Raw genomic sequence first — 16779 nt, forward strand, 5'->3', positions numbered from 1 at the left:
CCTGGAACGCCGGCAGGACCAGCCTGCGCATGTCGCGCTCGTAGCTGAACCGGGTCGCAGAGGCGATCCGGCCTTCGAGGTCGAGGTCGGCGAGCCAGTAGTCAACGAGTGCCGGGAATGGGCTGTCCGGCGTGAGTGTGGTGTCGACTGGCTGGAAGGCGTTGCGCTGCGTGAGCTTCTTCTTCAGCGCCACCTCGGCCGCAGGCCTCGACGAGGCGGTCGCCTGCACCAGCCGCGTCTGGCCGTCCCAGTCCCGGAAGCGCGTACGCGCCACGACCTTGCCCTTGCCGCGGGCAATGAACGCGATCTCGCCGTACCCGCCGATCGGGATCAGCGGCCTACTCATGGTCGGCCTCGTGATGCTCCTCGAGCCACTCCTGCCCGTCGCTTACCGCGAACCGCAGGTGCTTGCCGAGTTTGAAGGCTCGCGGCGCCCGGCCGGACTGCCGCCAGTCGTAGATGGTCTGGATCGGGACGCCGAGGTAGTCGGCGAGCTCCTCGGCCCCGATCAGGGGCTCGAGCCCCAGCTTCGTCGTACTCATGCCGAGTAGGTGGGCGACCGTTGCCGAGGAAGCCCGAAGCGACCGGAACCAACGGCGCCGACGCCCGATTGGGCGACGGTGCGCATCTGTCAATGCGATGGTTCAACGATGGGATCGCATCTCGCCCCCAAAGCGAAAGTCCAGGTCAACCATGGGCTGACCTGGACTTTCCTCGTAGCGGGGGCAGGATTTGAACCTGCGACCTCTGGGTTATGAGCCCAGCGAGCTACCGAGCTGCTCCACCCCGCGTCGGTGAACCCAACGTTACGTGACGGGGCCGGAGCGCTCCAAATCGGGGCCGTTCGCTCGGTCGGACGCCGGTGCTGCCGATCAGAGCCGCACAGTGGAGCGCCACCGCCGGAGGTGCAGCCCGCCGAGTCGAGGAGACCACCGTTGCCCACGAAGGTGCCGACCGCCCGCCGCGCCACCACGCTCGGAGCGCTGGTGACCCTGCTCGCCGCCGCGGCGTCGTCCGCCGCCTCGGCCCAGGACGCACCGCCGACGGCCGCACCGACGAGGGCGGCTGCCCTCGACCGAGCGATCGAGCGCGCCGTCGCACCCGAGGCCATCGGTCGTGGCGCCTGCACCACCCCGGTCGCCACCTCGGCCGTCCGCGGTGCCGACGTGCTGGCCGATCCCGCCTCGACCGGCCGGACGACGACCCGCTCGGCGTTCTTCGCAGCGGCCTCGCGCCGATCGGGCATCCCGGCCGGCGAGCTGCGCGCGGAGGCGGCGTCCGACCGCACGCTGTGGTTCGACACCTGCGGTGCGCCGCTCTACGTCGAGCCCGCCTCACCCACCGCGCCCGTCCGCTCCGCAGCCAGTACCGCGGTCGCGTCCCTCCCCCTCGACCAGGCCTTCCTGCTCGAGTCGAAGCCGGGCGCGCCGCGTACCCTCTACCTTGACTTCACCGGCGGCGCGGTCACCGGCACGGCCTGGAACGCGGAGTACGGCGCTCTCGACGTCGCCGCCTTCTCCACCGACGCCGACCGCGCCACTTTCAGCGACGCTGACCGGCTCCAGATCCAGCGGACGTGGCAGGTCGTCGCTGAGGACTTCGCACCCTTCGACATCAACGTCACCACGAAGGCGCCCCCTGCCGCCGCGATGCAGATGGCGACCCCGACCGACCCGAGCTTCGGGCTCACCGTCAAGATCACCGACGCCGGTCCGGTCGGCGCGAACTGCGGCTGCGGTGGCATCGCCTACGTCGACATCGTCGAACCCGGGGCCTCCTGGGGCCCTCAGGCCCTGGGCTACTACTCACCCGCCTGGGTGTTCACCGACGGCGTCGGCACCGACGGTCGCTCGATCGCCGAGGCCGCCTCCCACGAGGCCGGCCACGCCTTCGGCCTCAGCCACGACGGCATCAGCGGCGGCACCGACTACTACGAGGGTGCCGACCCGTGGGCTCCGATCATGGGCGTGGGCTACTACCAGCCCGTCACCCAGTGGTCGCGCGGCGAATACGCGGGCGCCAACAACACCGAGGACGACCTGGCGGTCATCGCCCACGACCTCGGCTACCGCGCCGACGACCACGGCGACACGACCGCGTCGGCCACCACCCTCGTCCCCCACGTCCCGGCCGCCGGCGTCATCGCCACCCGCACCGACACCGACCTGTTCCGGATCACCGCCGCCGGCACCTCCAGCATCACCGTGACGCCCTCGGCACTGCTGCCCGACCTCGACGTGAAGGCCACCCTCCTCGACTCCAGCGGAAACACCCTGGCGGTCGCCGACCCGCCGTCGATGCGCACCACCGAGGAGAGCGGGCAGGGGCTCGACGCCGAGCTGTCGCTGGACCTGCCCGAGCCCACCGACAGCCCGGGCACCTACTACCTGCGCGTGGACGGCGTGGGCAGCGGCGACCCGCTGCTGCCCGGCGGCTACTCCGACTACGCCTCGCTGGGTGCCTACACCGTGTCCTACTCCACCGCCGCCACGGTCGACCCCAGCGGCCCCGGCGGCCCCGTCGTGCCCGCGGCCGATCCACTCACCGCGATCGCTCGCGACCTGCCCGACGCGACCGTCGGCGAGGCCTTCTCGGCTCCCACCGTCGACGTCGCTGGAGGCACCGCGCCCTACGCCTTCGACGCCACCGGCCTGCCCGCCGGGCTGGGCATCGACGCCGACACCGGCGTCCTCGCCGGCACGCCCACCGCGGCCGGGAGCGGCGTCCTCACCGTCACCGTCACCGACGCGGACGCCGCCACCGCCGAGGTCGAGGTGCCCTTCGTGGTGGCGGCCGCGCCGACGCCGCCGGTCACCTTCTCCTCCCGCACCATCGCGGACGCCGAGGTCGGCGTGGGCCTCGACCAGCGCCTCACCGCCACCGGGGGCGACGGCACCTATCGGTTCTCGGCGACCGGCCTGCCGCCCGGCGTGACCCTCAGCAGCCAGGGCGCGCTGACCGGTCGGCCCACCGCCGCCGGCCGGTTCACCGCCCAGGTCACCGCCGCCAGCGGCCCCGGGGACGACGAAGCCTCCGCCACCGCGCCCGTCACCCTCGTCGTCGCCGCCCGCCTCAGCCACACCACGAGCGCCACCCTCCCGGCCCGCCGCACGCGACAGGCCTTCGCACAGACGCTGCGCATCAGCGGGGGTGTCGCCGGGTTCACCTGGCGACGCACGGGCACCCTGCCGTCGGGAGTGACCCTGGCACTGCCCGCGAGCCGCAGCACCGCGACCGCGGTGGTGCTGCGCGGCACCCCGCGCCGTGCGGGCACCTACCGGTTCACCGTCACCGTCACCGATCGCCTCGGCGTCACCGCGACGCGCACGTTCACGCTCCGGGTGCGCTGAGCGCTCACGAGCCCGACGTGCCGGCGGCGCGCGGCAGGGGCGCCGTCCACCCGCGGGTGAGGGCGAGCAGGCGCCACCCGCTGGCCACGGCGGCGCCGACGAAGACGATCACGACCTGCGCCACCCCCACCTCCAACCCGAGGACGACGACGCCCGCGCCCGCGAGCGCGGGGATCGCGTAGAGCTCGCCGTGGCGCAGGATCGTCGGGATCCGCCCCACGAGGACGTCGCGCACGACTCCCCCGCCGACGCCGGTGATGGAGCCCAGCACGGCCGCGGGCACCGGCCCCAGTCCGGCCTCGTGGGCCTTCACCGCACCCGCCACGACGAACATCCCGAGCCCGAAGGCGTCGAAGACGTTGATCACGCGCTCGAAGCGGCCGACCGCCGGGTGCCACACGAAGGTCACCACGCCGGCGGCCACGGGGGCGGCGAGGTAGCGCCAGTCGGCCAGGGCGGGCGGCGGGACGGCCCCGATGAGCACGTCACGCAGCAGACCGCCGCCGAGCCCGGTGGCGGTGGCGAGCACCAGCACGCCGACGATGTCGAGCTGGTTGCGCACCGCGAGCAGACCCCCGGAGACCCCGAAGACGAAGATCCCCAGCAGATCGAGGGTGAGCAGCAGCATGGCGCCGATCCTCGCGGATCGGCGCCATGCCTGTCGCCTCGGGCCGGGGTGTCAGCCCCTTCCCGGCCGGATCAACGGTTGTCGCGCTGGTCGGCCAGACGCACGGCCTTCTGGATCGCGGCCTGCGCCTTCTCCAGCTGCTGGGCCCAGGTCACCGTGTCGTTGGCGGCCTGCGCGGTGTCGGCCGCCTTGAACGCCGTGTCGGCCTCACGCAGCGCAGCGCTGATCTGCTGGTCCAGCGTGCCGCCCGTGGACGGGGTGTCCGGGGTGGTCGGCGTCGTCGGCGTCCCCGGGGTGGTCGGGGTCGTCGGCGTGGTGGGCGTGGAGGTGCCGCTGCCCAGGTCCACGCCGAGCGCCGTGCCCAGCGCGGTGGGCAGGGTGCGGTCGATGCCCACCGCGTCGCCGTACTTCACGATCACGAACTGCAGGATCGGGAAGCTGGCGGCACCGGCGGCACGCACGGCGTACACGGGCTGGATGTAGATCAGGCCCTTGTCGACCGGCAGGGTCAGCAGGTTGCCGAAGCGCGGCGGCGTCGCACCGCTCACGCGGTACTGCTGCAGCGCCGCCGAGACGGCGTCCTCCTGCTGCATCTGGTTGGCGACCTGGCCGGGACCCGGCGTGTTGGGGTCGCTGACCTCGAGCAATCGCAGCTTGCCGAACCGGTCGAGCTTGGTGGCGTCGGAGTTCACCTGCAGGTACGCCGACAGCGTGCTGCGACCACGCGGCTGGAAGACCGACGTCAACGACCAGTCGTCGGTGCCGTCCACGCCGGTGGAGAAGAGCCGATACGGCGGCTGGAAGGTCTGCCCGGCGTCGCTGTTGGGGTCCTCCGGGACCTCCCAGCGGTCGTTGCCCGAGTAGAAGACGCCCGGATCCGTCACGTGGTACTTCGCGAGCTGGAAGCGCTGCACCTTGAAGAGGTCCTCGGGATAGCGCAGGTGGTTCATCAGCTCCTCGGGGATGGCGCCCTTCGGCTGCACCGAGCCCGGGAACGCCTTCATCCACGTGCGAAGGATCGGATCGCTCTGGTCCCACTGGTAGAGCGTCACCGTGCCGTCGTAGGCGTCGACCGTGGCCTTGACCGCCGAGCGCATGTAGTTGATCTCGTCGGTCGGGATCGTCTGCAGGCCGGTGTTCTGCTGCAGCGAGTCGGTGGTCATCGCGTCGAAGGACTCGCGCTGGGCGTTCGGGTACCGGTCGGTCGTGGTGTAGCCGTCGAGGATCCACACGATCTTGCCGTCGACCACGGCCGGGTAGGGGTCGCCGTCGAGGGTGAGCCACGGCGCGACCTTCTGCACCCGCTCGACCGGACGACGGTCGTAGAGCACCTTGGAGTTGCCGTTGACGCGCCCCGACAGCAGGAAGTTGGGCTCGCCGAACTTGATGGCGTACATCAGCTGGTTGAACGTGCTGCCGATGTCGACGCCGCCCTTGCCGTCGTAGGTGGTGCGCTGGTCGGCCTCGGCACTGTCGGCGGTGTCGAGGTTGAGGCCGAGCTCGTTGTTCGGGGCGTCGGCGTTCGCCTTGCCGACGACCGAGTAGCTCGGGCTCTTCTCGCCGTAGTAGACGCGGGTCTCGAACTTCTCCGCCGCCGTGAGCGCGTTGCCGCCGCCGTCGCCGTCGTCGGTGCGCACGCCCTCGGCCCACACGATGCGACCGTTAACCTCGTTGGCCGAGATCCGGTTCGCGTAACCGGCGATCAGGCCCTCGCCGTGGGTGTAGACGGTGTGCAGGTTCGACCAGTTCTGGTCGGAGGCGTTGATGCCGCTCTGGTCGAGCTCGCGCACACCCAGCACCAGCGGCACCTCCTGGCCGCCGATCGTGTAGCGGTCGACGTCCAGGACCGTGGGCAGGGAGTAGTAGGCGCGCAGCGCCTGGCGCTGCTGGAAGGTCTCGCGCACCTGCTGCGGGTCGACCACCGGGGTCTTCGTCAGCTGGCCGAGCACCGTGACGCCGTCGGCCTGCGTGGTCGTGCCGGTGGGCACGCCCTGGTAGGGCTCGGTCTCGATGTCGCTGAGGCCGTAGGCGTCGCGGGTGGCCTCGATGTTGGCCGCGATGTAGCTGCGCTCCTTGTCGGCCTCGGAGGGCTTGACCTGGAAGTTCTGCACGATCGCGGGCCAGATCATGCCGAGCAGCACCGCCGAGAGCGCAAGTAGCGCGAGACCCACCGAGGGCAGCTGCCACGTACGGCGCCACACGTTGAGGAAGAACAGCAGCGCGCAGATGATCGCCACGCCGACGAGGATGTTGCGGGCCGGGAGCAGGGCGTTCTCACCGGTGAAGTTCATGCCCGTGAAGCGCGGGTGGTTGTCGGTCACCAGGTCGAAGCGGTCGAGGTAGTAGTCGACCGCCTTGGCCAGCACGAAGATGCCGAGCAGCACCGAGAACTGCACCTGCGCCGCCCCGGAGAGCCGGTCGTGGCTCTGCTGCAGGCGGATGCCGCCGAAGAGGTAGTGCACGACGGCGGTGGCGAGCAGCGCCACGATGGCCACGGCCATCATGTAGTCGACGACGAAGTTCCACCACGGCAGGCGGAAGACGAAGAACCCGATGTCCTTCTTGAAGTAGGGGTCGGTGGAGTCGAAGGACTCGGCGTTGCTCCACAGCAGGTAGGTGCGCCACTGGCCCAGCGCCGAGGTGCCGGCGAAGAGTCCGACGACGGCGGAGACCGCCACGAGCAGCCAGGTGCGGATCGGGGTGACCGCGTCGCGGTAGCGCTCCACGCTCGCGTCGCCACCGCTCATGCGGAACAGCGGGCGGTAGCGGAAGGCGAGGTACATGTTGACCGCGACGACGCCGGCCATGATCGAGCCGAACACCAGGAACAGGCCGACCTTCGTCCACAGCAGGGTGCTGAAGACCGAGGTGAAGCCGACCTCCTTGAACCACAGCCGGTCGGTGTAGATCGAGGCGAATGCGGTGAGCAGGAAGAAGCCGACGATCAGCACCACGCCGGTGATCACCAGGGCGCGGGCTCGCCGTCCGGGTCGCTCAGGAGCGGGGCGCTCGGGGTCCTCGTCGAACAGGTCACTCATGCGTTGCCACCCATCGGCTTCTCGGGTCGGTGTCGGGTCGGGCTGGGGTGCGCGAGGGCGCGGGGCTAGCGGGATCCATCGGTGCCCTCCTGGGTCGAACGTTCGTCGGGCGCGTCAGGTTCCTCAGCCAGTGTGGCCTGCAGCAGTTCGACGAGCGCCGGCACCAGGTCCGAGCCGCCCATCACCGCCTGGTCGTGGTCCTCCGCGCGCAGGCGCAGCGCGCAGTACGCGGCGCCGTGGCGGGTCACCCCGGCGACGATGCGCACCTCCTGGGCCTCGGGGTGCTCGCGCGCGAACGCGAGAGCCTCCTCGGGATCGTCCGGGACCTGGCCGTCGGCGGCCGGCGGCAGCACCAGACGCTCGACGACGGCCGCGCAGCCGACCACCACCGGCGGCCACAGGATGCCCGGCAGCACCTGCTCCAGCTGCTGACCGGCCGGCAGCTCCTCCTGCTCGACCGGGGTCAGCGAGCCCTGCTCGGAGGCGGCGTCGAGGCCCAGCTGCTCGGCGAGGTCGGGCTCGTGCTGCACGAGATCGGCGGTGTCGACCAGCGCGTAGAGGCGGGCCGGCTGGTCCCAGCCGCCCTGGGCGTGGTGCTTCTCGATCTCGAGGACGGCGGCCGCCAGCGCCGGGTCGACGTCCAGGTCCAGGCTCATGCGGAGGTCCTCGGCTCTCGGTGGAAGGTGGTGCGCAGGTGAGGCAGGAGCGACGCGGACGCCGCGCGGACGTCGTCCACAGGGGCCGTCGGCGCCATCAGCAGGTGGGGAGGGTCGCCCCGGGGTCCTTGACCCACGTCTGCAGGGCCTCGCGGGCCTCGTGCATGGTCGTGGCCTTGACCAGCCGCAGGTCGGGATCGAGCCCCTTGACGTCGGCGCAGTTGTCCTTCGGCACGAAGAACAGCGTGGCCCCGGCCTCTTGGGCGCCGGCGATCTTCTGGGCGATGCCGCCGATCGGCCCCACGGTGCCGTCGGGCAGCAGCTCGCCGGTGCCGGCGATGGTGCGACCGCCCGTGAGCGAGCCGGGCGTGAGGGTGTCGTAGATGGCGAGGGAGAACATGAGTCCCGCGCTGGGGCCGCCGACGTTGGGGTCGACGCGCAGGTTGACGGTGAACGGGAACTCGTAGCCCTGACCCAGCTGCACACCGATGCGCGGCTTGCCGTCGACGATCGCCGGCTTGATCCGCACGGTGAGCTCGCGACGGTCGCGCTCGATGCGCAGCTCGACGAGACTCCCGTCGTCGTGGGTCTCGACCGCACTCTGGATGTCCTTGCTGGTGGCCACCGGCTTGCCGTCGACCTTCTTCACGACGTCGCGCACCAGCAGCTTGCGCGACGAGGGACCGGTCGGGTCGACGTAGGCGATCTGGATGGCCGAGGGCACCGTGATGCCGAGCTCCTGCATCGCCACGGCCTTCGCGACGTCCTGCGAGGTGGTCATCTCCACCGCGCCCTCCGCCTTCTCCTGGGTGGCGGTGGAGTCGGCGGGGTGCACGACGTCGTAGGGGACGACCGCCTTGTCGGGATCGAGCCACCGGCTCAGCGCCGCGCCGAGCGAGAGCTTCTGGTTGTAGCCGGAGGCGAGCACCGTAGTGAAGCGGATCTGGCCGTCGTCGTAGTACGCCTTGGCGCCGTCGACCTGGATCACCTCGGCCTGGTCGGCGTCCTTGCCCAGCACGTTGAAGGTGGGCCCGGGGCTGTAGGAGGCGTACGGGAGCGGCACCGCCAGGGCAAGTCCGCCGAGGATCAGCACCAGTGGTGCGGCGATGCACACGGCGACGATGCGCTGACTCATGGCCTTACCTTCTCAGACCCGGCCAACGCGGCGCAGCGTGGCCCAGCGTGGATCGGCGGTCGCCGACCAACCGCTGAGCGAAGTCTTCAGCAAGCCTTCAGCGATGCCTCAGGAAGCGCGCCGCTGCTGCACCGCGGGCGGTTCCTCGGCTCCGGGAAGCGTAGGGGCGGCGGAGGGCTCCGGAGCCGGCCGACGCACGGGTTGCGGTGCCTGCTCCCGCACGGTCTCTACCGGCTCTACTGGAAGTGCGGGAGTGGCGCTCGGCCCGGCGCCCGCGCGCATCGCAACTCCCCCGCTGCGCTCGGCAGGACGACGCGGCGCGGCGTAGCCGGGGCGCACCCGGCGCTCGCGCGCCAGGGCCTCACCGAGGCGGCGTGCGGCGTCCTCGCGGTCGACCTCGCCGCGGCCCTCGCGCCCCCACCACGCGACGCCGGCCATGGCGACGGCGGTCGTCAAGGCGGCCGGCAGCAGCCACAGCAGGATCTCCACCCGACGAGCGTAAGTCGCCGACCGTCCGGTTCGGCGCCGCCACGCCCGAGGCGTCGCGCAGGCCACCCCGGGCCCGCCTTAGGCCCGACTTAGGGGACGCCGACCCACTCGTCGGTGCCGTCGCTGAAGCGCTGGTGCTTCCAGATCGGCACCTCGGCCTTGAGGGTGTCGATGAGGTCGCGACTGGCCTCGAAGGAGGATCCGCGGTGGCCCGCGGTGGTGGCGACGACGACGGCGAGATCGCCGATCGCGAGGTCTCCGACCCGGTGCACCGCGGCCACCCCGGTGACGTCGTGGCGCGCCGCCACCGCCTCGCACACCTCGGTCAGTCGCTGCAGCGCGCTGGGGTGCGCTGAGTAGCTCAGACCGTCGACGCCCTGCCCGTGGTCGTGGTCGCGCACCCGGCCGACGAACAGCACGAGGCCGCCGGCGGTCGCGTCGTCCAGGCTGGCGAGGACGTCGGGCACCGAGAGCGGCTCCTCGGAGATGGCGACGAGGCGGACCGCGGGATCACTCATGCCTGCACCCTAGTGACCGCCCCGTCGATCAGCCGGCGACGAGTCCGCCCGGCGCTGCCCCGCGGGCGCTACGCCCTGGGCGAACTGGCCGTCGCACGGGGGCGATCGGCTCGCGACCGGTTGCTGCCGCGGCGTAGATTCGCACCATGAGCAGTGACTCCGGACGCCCTGGCGACGACGACTCCAACCCGTTCAAGGGGACGCCGTTCGAGCAGCTCTTCAACTCCCTCGGCGGCGCCTTCGGCGGCATGTTCCCCGGCGGGCCGGGCGGCCCGGGCGGTCCCGGCGGACTTCCGGGCGGGTTCCCCGGCGGGATGGCGTTCTTCCAGCAGCTGCAGTCGCTCATGCAGCCTTTCGACGGCCCCCTCAACTGGGACGCCGCCACCGACATCGCTCGCAAGCAGGTGGCCGCCGGTGCCGACCCCTCACCGGTGCAGCGCGATCGCGACCGGGTCGCGGACGCCGTCCAGCTGGCGGATCACTGGCTCGACACCGCTACCGACTTCGCCTCTGGCGTCAGCACCAGCGCCGTCTGGAGCCGCGCCGACTGGATCGTGGAGACCCTGCCGGTGTGGAAGGTGCTCGTGGAGCCCGTGGCCGCACGTTCGGTCGCGAGCCTCTCCAGCGGCCTGCCCGAGGAGATGCGTGCCGCCGCCGGCCCGCTGGTCGGCATCATCGGCCAGGCCGTCGGCGGCATGCTCGCGATGCAGGTCGGCCAGGGCCTCGGCGGGCTGGCCGGCGAGGTGCTCACCGCCTCCGACGTGGGCCTCCCCCTCGGTGCCCCGGGCAAGGCGGCGCTGGTCATGAGCAACGTGCGCTCGTTCGCCGAGGGCCTCGGCGTCGGCGAGGACGACGTCGTCCTCTACCTGGCGCTGCGCGAGGCCGCTCACCAGCGACTCTTCGCGCACGCACCCTGGCTGCGCGAGCACCTGATCGGCGCGGTCACCGATTACGCGCGCGGCCTCGAGATCAACGCCCAGCAGATCCAGGACCGGGTGCAGGAGCAGCTGCGCGGCATCGACCCCACCAATCTCGAGTCCGTGCAGGGGCTCATCGAGAACGGCCTGTTCGACCCGCCCAAGTCCGCCGCCCAGACCGCGGCGCTGAGCCGCCTCGAGATCGCACTCGCCCTCGTGGAGGGCTGGGTCGACGAGGTCGTCGGCCAAGCGACCGCCGGCCGCATGCCCACCGCTGACAAGCTGCGCGAGGCGGTCCGCCGTCGCCGGGCGGCTGGCGGCCCGGCCGAGCAGACCTTCGCTGCCCTCGTCGGCCTCGAGATGCGCCCGCGCCGCCTGCGCGACGCCTCCACCCTGTGGGGCGCGCTGCGCGCCCGCTCCGGCCCCGAGGCGCGCGACGGTGTGTGGACCCACCCGGACCTCTTGCCCACCGAGGCCGACCTCGACGACCCGCTGAGCTTCCGCGCCGACGCCACCGCGCCCGCGGCGCTGAGCGAGGACGAGTTCGACGCCGAGCTGCGGGCGCTGCTCGACGGCCCGGGCGAGTCCGGCGAGTCCGGCGAGTCGGGCGAGCCCGGCGAGTCCGGCGAGTCCGGCGAGTCCGGCGAGAAGTGAGCCTGCACGACGACGCCCTCGCCACCTTGAGCTCCTGGACGGCGCCGGACGCCGACCAGGAGACGCTGCGCCGCCGCATGGTCGCCCACCTGGAGACCACCCCCGACGGCATGTGGCGTTCGTCGTACCCCGACCACCTCACCGCCGGCACCCTCGTCGTGGACGACGCCGGCGAGCGCGTCCTGCTCAACCTGCATCGCAAGGCGCAGCGCTGGTTCGCCTTCGGCGGCCACGCCGAGCAGCAGGACGCCACCCTCGCTGGCGTGGCGCTGCGCGAGGCGCTCGAGGAGAGCGGCATCGCGGCCTCCGACCTGCACTTCCACGACCGGCCGCTGCAGCTCGACGTCCACCTGGTGCCGTTCTGCGACCCCCGCGGCGGGGTGAGCCACCTCGACGTCCGCTACGGGGCCCGCGCGGCCCGCGGTGCGCAGGAGGTGGTCAGCGAGGAGTCGCTCGACGTGCGCTGGTGGCCGATCGACGCGCTGCCGGAGCTGGAGCCGAGCATGGTCGTGCTCGTCCATCGCGTGCGCGACCTGCTCTGCTGAACCCGCCGTCGTCCGCGTCCGATGCTGGAACTACTCGTACGAATCTCGCGCTTGTCGGCTGAAGTTTCATACGAGGAGCACGAGATTCGCCGGTGCACCGGTGAATCTCAACCCGCCGGCGCCCCGCCCTCCGCGGCGTCGTGGGAGCCGACGACCCGCTCGGACGGCGGCCGCTCGATGCGGGCGGCGTCGGACCAGCCGGCGAGGTAGCCCTTGGCCTTCTCGGCCGCGGGATAGTGCGAGACCCAGCCCCAGAACCGCTCGTCGTGCTGGGGCTCGATGAGGTGGGCGAGCTCGTGGATGATCACGTAGTCGATCACCCACTCGGGCATGCGCTGCAGTCGCTCGGAGAGCCGGATGGTGCGATCACGCGGCGTGCACGATCCCCATCGCGACCGCTGGTTGCCGACCCAGCGCACCGACTCGGGCTTCGCGATGCCACCGAGGTAGGCGTCGCTCAGAGCGAGCGCGCGGGCCATCAGCTCGTCGTCGCCCCACTTTCGGGGCTCGGCGGCGCGCAGCTCGGCCCGCTCGACGCGGGCCACCATCCGACGCACCCAGGCCCGCTCCTCGGTGGGCGAGAGCGAGTCGGGCACGAGGACGACGATCGTGTCGCCCTCGCGGTAGGCGTCGATCGTGCGTCGTCGCCGACGCGATCGCCGCACCTCGACCCGCGCTCCCATGGCCCGACCCTAGAACTCCTCCACCCGCCACGGTGGGATGTCGGTCACACCGCGTGCGGGCGTGGCAGCGCTGCTCACGGCCGCGCCCAGTCGAGGAGGCGCTCGAGGGGCCAGGTGTTGACGATGCGGTCGGCCTCGATGCCCACCTCCTCGGCGCGCGCGCAGCCGAGCACCGGGAAGTCGAGCTGACCGGGTGCGTGGGCGTCGCTGTCGATGGAGAAGAGGCAGCCGATGTCGCGGGCGAGCTCCAGCAGGCGGGTGGGCGGGTCCCGGCGCTCGGGTCGGGAGTTGATCTCCACTGCCACGCCCTCCTCCGCGCAGGCCTCGAACACCGCCCGCGCGTCGAAGCGGGACTGCGCGCGCGTGCCGCGGCTGCCGGTGACCAGCCGGCCGGTGCAGTGGCCGAGCACGTTCGTCCACGGCTGGCGCACGGCGGCGATCATCCGGCGGGTCATCGCCTCCGGCTCCATCGCCAGCTTGGAGTGCACGCTGGCCACGCGCAGGTCCAGGCGTCCGAGCATCTCGTCGGTCTGGTCGAGCGAGCCGTCGTCGAGGATGTCGACCTCGATGCCGCGCAGCATTCGGAAACCGGTGGGGGCGAGGTGGTCGTTCACGGCGTCGAGGACGTCGAGCTGGCGGGCGAGCCGCTCCGCCGAGAGTCCCCGCGCGACCTTCAGCCGGGGCGAGTGGTCGGTGAGCACGAGGTAGTCGTGGCCCAGCTCGAGGGCGGTCATCGCCATCTCCTCGATCGGCGAACCGCCGTCGGACCAGTCCGAGTGGGAGTGCAGGTCGCCCCGCAGCCGCGCACGCAGCGCCTCCCCCGCACCATCGGCGGTGAGCGGCCCGCCGTGGGTCTCCTCGGTCTCGCGCAGCTTGTCGGGGGTGCGCCCCTCGACCGCCTGGGTGATCACGCGGGCGGTGCTGGCACCGATCCCCGCGACCTCCGTCAGGGTCCCGGACGACGCCCGCTCACCGGCCTCGTCCTCCCCGAGCGCCAGCAGCGCACCGGCCGCGGCGCGGTACGCCTTGACCCGGTAGGAGTCGGCGCGGCCGCGCTCGAGCAGGAACGCGATACGCCTCAGAGCGGCCACCGCGGGACCGATGACACTGGCGGCCGGTGGGTCGATCGATGGGTCGCCCGAGGCACCGGCCGGTGACGCGGTGCCGGCGTCCGCCCGCTCGGGGGGCACGCCGCCGTCCTCGCCGCTCACCCGGCGCCCCCTGCTCCTACCCGGCGGCGCGCTGTGACCGGGACCACCCGGCGTCGTGGACGCCGGGTTTCTTTCTTCCACAGGCAGTGGATGAACCTGTGGGAAGTGTTCGCGCAGGTCATGGGCACACTGGGGACCGTACCGGTGGGTCGCGCACCGCCGGCGCTCCACACGACGCTCACGGAAGTTCCTCGCTCATCCACTGTTTCCGGACCCTTTCCACCATCGCGTCCACAATCTCATCCACAGGGGTGGGCGCGTCGGATTGACCGCGCCCCGCACGGCTCCCTAGCGTCGTCCCCGATGAGGCCCTCGGGTCGCACCGCGTTGGCAAGGGGAAGGCGAACGCGGCGGCGGACCCGGGGGCCTCGTCGGTCTCCGGGCGCGATCTCCGGCCGCCCCCGGGGATTCCAGCGGATCCGAGCGGATGTCAGCGGCCCTCGAAACGCGGGCTCCGCTTCTCCTGGGCGGCCAGGATCCCCTCACGCAGGTCGTCGGTGGCCAGCGTCACGGGCTGCGCGAGGCCCTCCCAGTCGAGGGCGACGTCGAGGGAGGCGTGCGGTCGCTGCAGGGCCCGTTTCGTCAGCCGGGTGGCGATGGGCGCGGCCTGTGCGATCCCGCTCGCCGCCTCGATCGCGACCTCGCGCAGCGCGGCGCCGTCGACCACCCGCGAGACGAGGCCGAGTGCGAGGGCCTCGTCGGCGTCCACGAGCCGGCCGGTGAGGAACAGGTCGCGGTCCGCGGCGGCACCGACCACGTCCGGGAGCAGGTAGGTGCCCGCCATGCCCGGGTGCAGGCCCAGGCGCGTGAACGGCACCCCCATGCGGGCGCCGCGGGCGGCGAAGCGCAGGTCGCAGGCCAGGGCCAGGCACAGGCCGGCGCCGATCGCCGCGCCGTTGATCGCCGCGATCGTCGGCACCTCCAGACGGCGCACCGACAGCCAGGCCCGGTAGAACGGCAGCATCCGCGTGCGCAGCGCGTCGACGGTGGCGTCCGGCTCGGAGGCCAGCCACGAGAGGTTGCCGCCCGAGCAGAAGCCCTGCCCCTCGCCGGTCACCACTACCGCGCGCACCGACGGATCCGCAGCGAGGTGGTCGACGGCGCGCACCCACGAGGCGGTCATCTCGTCGCTCATGGCGTTGCGCAGCTCGGGCAGGTCGAGCACGAGCAGCGCCACCCCGTCGGCGGGCCGCTCGAGGCGCAAGTGGGTCAGCTCGGGGGGCGCTGCAGGGCGCTCCGGCGCCTCGTGCGCGGAGGTCGGTTCGGGCCTCGGATCAGACATGCGGGGCACGCTACTGCGACTCCCGGGCGGCGTGCCGTAGGGTCAGGGAGGTTCGGAGCAGACTCCGAGCCCCGGCGGGCTTCCCCCACGTGCCCCGTCGACGACCGATGAGAAGCAAGAAGCAAGGAGGCCGTCAATGGCGGAGACCTGGAGCGGCGAGTTCTACTGCGTGAAGTGCAAGGAGAAGCGCCAGGCCGAGGGCGAGGTCAAGGTCAACGAGAAGGGCACGCGCATGGCCAAGGCCGTGTGCCCCGTCTGCAGCACCAACCTCAACCGCATCCTCGGCAAGGCCTGAGCCTCGCGGGATCCCTCGCGGGTGCGCCCGGCGTCGTCCGGGCCGACGCCCACGAGACCCTGACTCCGACCCCTCGGCCCCTGCGGGCCGGGGGGTCGCGTCGGTTCCGACGCCCACCTCGACGGTTGTGGAGGAGCGATCCGGCCCCCCTCGATCGATGCCAGGCTGGCGGTTGTGAGCTCCCCCCACCGCCTCCCCGGTCCGGTCCGGTGGCGACTTCGCCCCGGCCTCGCCGTGCTGCGGCGCGGCGCCGGAGTGCTGCAGGTCGGTCTCGACGATCCGTGCCTGCGCGTGGAGGAGGCCGACGGTGTCGGCGAGCTGCTGGCCGCCCTCGACTCCGCCCCCGGGCTGCTGCTCGAGAGCCCCGATCCGGCCGATCCCACCGCTCCTGCGTGGACGACGCACCAGCGCGCCGCGCTGCGGCGCCTCGACGAGGCAGGTCTCCTGATCCCCTTCCCCGGCGCACAAGCCGACGATCTCGACCGCGCCCTGCTCGCGCGCAGCGGCCCGGACGCCGAACGTCGCCGCCGCGCCCGCGCTGCGCTGCGGGTGGTCGTGCGCGGCGAGCCGCGGCTCGTCGAGGCGGTCCATCCGCTGCTGCTCGCCGCGGGCCTGCGACCCGAGATGCCGGCCCCCGACCCGGATGCCGCCCACGATCCCGCCGCGGTCCACCTCCTCCTCACCGGCGGGGTCGTCGACCGGGAGCGCGTCGACCCGCTCGTCCGTGCCGGGGCCGCGCACCTTGTGGTCAGCGGAGACGCGACGCGGATGCGGGTCGGCCCGCTCGTGCTGCCGGGCGACACGGCCTGCGTGCGGTGCGTCGACGCCCACGAGGCCCTCCCCGACCCCCGGCGCCCGCTCCTGCTGGTGCAGGCGGCCCGCGCGGCCGAGCGTCGTCCACCACCGCATGACGAGGTGCTCGACCACCTGGCCCTCGCCTGGGCCGTGCGGGACCTCGGCACCCTGGCGGAGGGAGCCGAGCCGACGACCTGGTCGGCCACGGTCGACCTCCCCGCCGACGGCCCGCCCGTCACCACCGCCTGGGGCCGTCACCCCGAGTGCGGGTGCAGCTGGGACGCCCTCTTCGGCCGCGGCGCCTGAAGCCCGCAGCCGGAGCCTCACCACCACTCGGAGTCGAGCTTGGCCTCCATCGAGCGCAGGTGCGTGCGCGAGCACAGCGCGCAGAAGTGACGCAGGCGCCCGCGTTCGAGCGCCGTCGTCCAGTCGAGCGGTGCCGGCGAGTCGACTTGGGCACCGCAGCGACCGCAGGTGACAAGCCGGGAGTCGGTCGCGGTGTCGGGGCGCTCGTCGTGCCTGGGCCGACTCTACGACCCCGATGCCACGAACACAGGGGCGGGAACGCGGGTGTGGAGGGAGG

The 16779-nt window shown here is 72.6% G+C and carries 15 protein-coding genes and 1 tRNA gene; 5 read left to right on the top strand and 11 right to left on the bottom strand.

From position 1 onward, the window contains the following. Nucleotides 1-338: 338 nt before the first annotated feature. Together ACERUN_RS01135 and ACERUN_RS01140 are read right to left on the bottom strand one after the other, a co-directional pair. Nucleotides 339-542 carry a helix-turn-helix transcriptional regulator gene (locus ACERUN_RS01135; protein ID WP_370287705.1) on the bottom strand — a complete coding sequence of 68 codons (204 nt, stop codon included), beginning with the start codon at nt 540-542 and terminating at the stop codon, nt 339-341. Nucleotides 543-717: 175 nt separating this feature from the next. Next, nucleotides 718-791: transfer RNA gene (locus ACERUN_RS01140), tRNA-Met, on the bottom strand. 144 nt (nt 792-935) lie between these two features. Between ACERUN_RS01140 and ACERUN_RS01145 the strand changes: the two genes are divergently transcribed. Beyond that, nucleotides 936-3350: a putative Ig domain-containing protein gene (locus ACERUN_RS01145; protein ID WP_370287706.1), complete on the top strand. Its 2415-nt coding sequence runs from the start codon at nt 936-938 to the stop codon at nt 3348-3350. Between the two features lie 4 nt (nt 3351-3354). On the opposite strand, the gene ACERUN_RS01150 is transcribed toward ACERUN_RS01145, so the two are convergent. From ACERUN_RS01150 to ACERUN_RS01175, 6 genes are all read right to left on the bottom strand, one after another. Further along, nucleotides 3355-3978, bottom strand: a complete 624-nt coding sequence (locus ACERUN_RS01150) for a trimeric intracellular cation channel family protein (protein WP_370287707.1) — start codon at nt 3976-3978, stop codon at nt 3355-3357. A gap of 71 nt (nt 3979-4049) precedes the next feature. Further along, the gene (locus tag ACERUN_RS01155) at nt 4050-7016 is read right to left on the bottom strand and encodes a UPF0182 family protein (RefSeq protein WP_370287708.1); all 2967 of its coding nucleotides are present in this window, start codon (nt 7014-7016) and stop codon (nt 4050-4052) included. 65 nt (nt 7017-7081) lie between these two features. Further along, complete coding sequence (locus tag ACERUN_RS01160) at nt 7082-7672, bottom strand: PPA1309 family protein (protein ID WP_370287709.1); 591 nt, start codon at nt 7670-7672, stop codon at nt 7082-7084. A 97-nt stretch (nt 7673-7769) separates the two neighbouring features. After that, nucleotides 7770-8807 (bottom strand): PDZ domain-containing protein, encoded by a 1038-nt coding sequence (locus ACERUN_RS01165; RefSeq protein WP_370287711.1) that lies wholly within the window; start codon nt 8805-8807, stop codon nt 7770-7772. 108 nt (nt 8808-8915) lie between these two features. Next, nucleotides 8916-9296, bottom strand: coding sequence for a hypothetical protein (locus ACERUN_RS01170; RefSeq protein WP_370287712.1), 381 nt, complete (start codon nt 9294-9296; stop codon nt 8916-8918). 89 nt (nt 9297-9385) lie between these two features. Beyond that, on the bottom strand, nt 9386-9814 hold the full coding sequence (locus tag ACERUN_RS01175) for a molybdenum cofactor biosynthesis protein MoaE (RefSeq protein WP_370287713.1): 429 nt from the start codon (nt 9812-9814) through the stop codon (nt 9386-9388). A 146-nt stretch (nt 9815-9960) separates the two neighbouring features. Here ACERUN_RS01175 and ACERUN_RS01180 point away from each other — a divergent pair, with 146 nt between their 5' ends. Further along, nucleotides 9961-11385 carry a zinc-dependent metalloprotease gene (locus ACERUN_RS01180; protein WP_370287714.1) on the top strand — a complete coding sequence of 475 codons (1425 nt, stop codon included), beginning with the start codon at nt 9961-9963 and terminating at the stop codon, nt 11383-11385. Then, complete coding sequence (locus ACERUN_RS01185) at nt 11382-11930, top strand: NUDIX hydrolase (protein WP_370287715.1); 549 nt, start codon at nt 11382-11384, stop codon at nt 11928-11930. Before ACERUN_RS01180 ends, ACERUN_RS01185 begins: the two co-directional genes overlap by 4 nt. A 107-nt stretch (nt 11931-12037) precedes the next feature. On the opposite strand, the gene ACERUN_RS01190 is transcribed toward ACERUN_RS01185, so the two are convergent. The 3 genes from ACERUN_RS01190 to ACERUN_RS01200 all read right to left on the bottom strand — a co-directional run bounded on the left by ACERUN_RS01190 (nt 12038) and on the right by ACERUN_RS01200 (nt 15106). Beyond that, nucleotides 12038-12613: a M48 family metallopeptidase gene (locus tag ACERUN_RS01190; RefSeq protein ID WP_370287716.1), complete on the bottom strand. Its 576-nt coding sequence runs from the start codon at nt 12611-12613 to the stop codon at nt 12038-12040. Between the two features lie 74 nt (nt 12614-12687). Then, nucleotides 12688-13824, bottom strand: a complete 1137-nt coding sequence (locus tag ACERUN_RS01195) for a PHP domain-containing protein (RefSeq protein ID WP_370287717.1) — start codon at nt 13822-13824, stop codon at nt 12688-12690. Nucleotides 13825-14254: 430 nt separating this feature from the next. Next, nucleotides 14255-15106 (bottom strand): enoyl-CoA hydratase/isomerase family protein, encoded by an 852-nt coding sequence (locus ACERUN_RS01200; RefSeq protein WP_370287719.1) that lies wholly within the window; start codon nt 15104-15106, stop codon nt 14255-14257. 136 nt (nt 15107-15242) lie between these two features. Between ACERUN_RS01200 and ACERUN_RS01205 the strand changes: the two genes are divergently transcribed. Beyond that, nucleotides 15243-15401 (top strand): DUF5679 domain-containing protein, encoded by a 159-nt coding sequence (locus tag ACERUN_RS01205; RefSeq protein ID WP_224127705.1) that lies wholly within the window; start codon nt 15243-15245, stop codon nt 15399-15401. A gap of 174 nt (nt 15402-15575) precedes the next feature. Next, on the top strand, nt 15576-16502 hold the full coding sequence (locus tag ACERUN_RS01210) for a hypothetical protein (protein ID WP_370287720.1): 927 nt from the start codon (nt 15576-15578) through the stop codon (nt 16500-16502). Nucleotides 16503-16779: the final 277 nt, after the last annotated feature.

Source organism: Nocardioides sp., assembly GCF_964229035.1.
Classification (GTDB): Bacteria; Actinomycetota; Actinomycetes; order Propionibacteriales; family Nocardioidaceae; genus Nocardioides.